Annotated in this window: 1 protein-coding gene; it reads right to left on the bottom strand. The window is 67.0% G+C overall.

Annotated elements, in window-relative coordinates:
- On the bottom strand, positions 1–535 hold a 535-nt coding region (locus JCM25156_RS20005; protein WP_148299438.1), incomplete at its 3' end, for an ATP-binding cassette domain-containing protein.
- Positions 536–540 lie beyond the last annotated feature (5 nt).

Below are 540 nucleotides of genomic sequence, written 5' to 3'. Positions count from 1 at the left end.
CCAGCGCGCGCGCGATGTTGATGCGCTGGCGCTGGCCGCCGGAGAATTCATGCGCGTAACGCTCCAGCGCCGTGGCGGGCAGGCCAACCAGTTCCATGAGTTCATGAAGCCGGTCGTAAATCACCGCCGCGGATCGCCTGCGCCCCGCCGCATCGGGATGCACGCGCAGCGGTTCGGCCAATATGTCGCCAATACGCCGGCGGGGGTTGAGCGATGCATGAGAATCCTGGAACACCATCTGCATGCGCGGGCGCAGCGGACGCAGCGTGCGCTCGCGCAGGCGGGTTATGTCGCGCCCTTCAAAGCTGACCTGCCCGGCCGATATATCGGTCAGCCGCAGCATGCAGCGCCCCAGCGTGGATTTGCCACACCCGGATTCCCCCACCAGCCCCAGCGTCTCACCCGCCGTGACGGAAAGCGAGACCCCATCCACCGCCTTCAGCGTCTGGCCACGGGGCAGGCGGTAGGTCTTGCGCAGCCCCCTTATATCCAGCAGCGGCGGGGCAGAGGGCGTGCCGGTGGTGTTCTTGTCCATGGTCA

Source organism: Komagataeibacter kakiaceti JCM 25156, from assembly GCF_000613305.1.
This window is presented reverse-complemented; position numbering and strand designations above follow the sequence as displayed.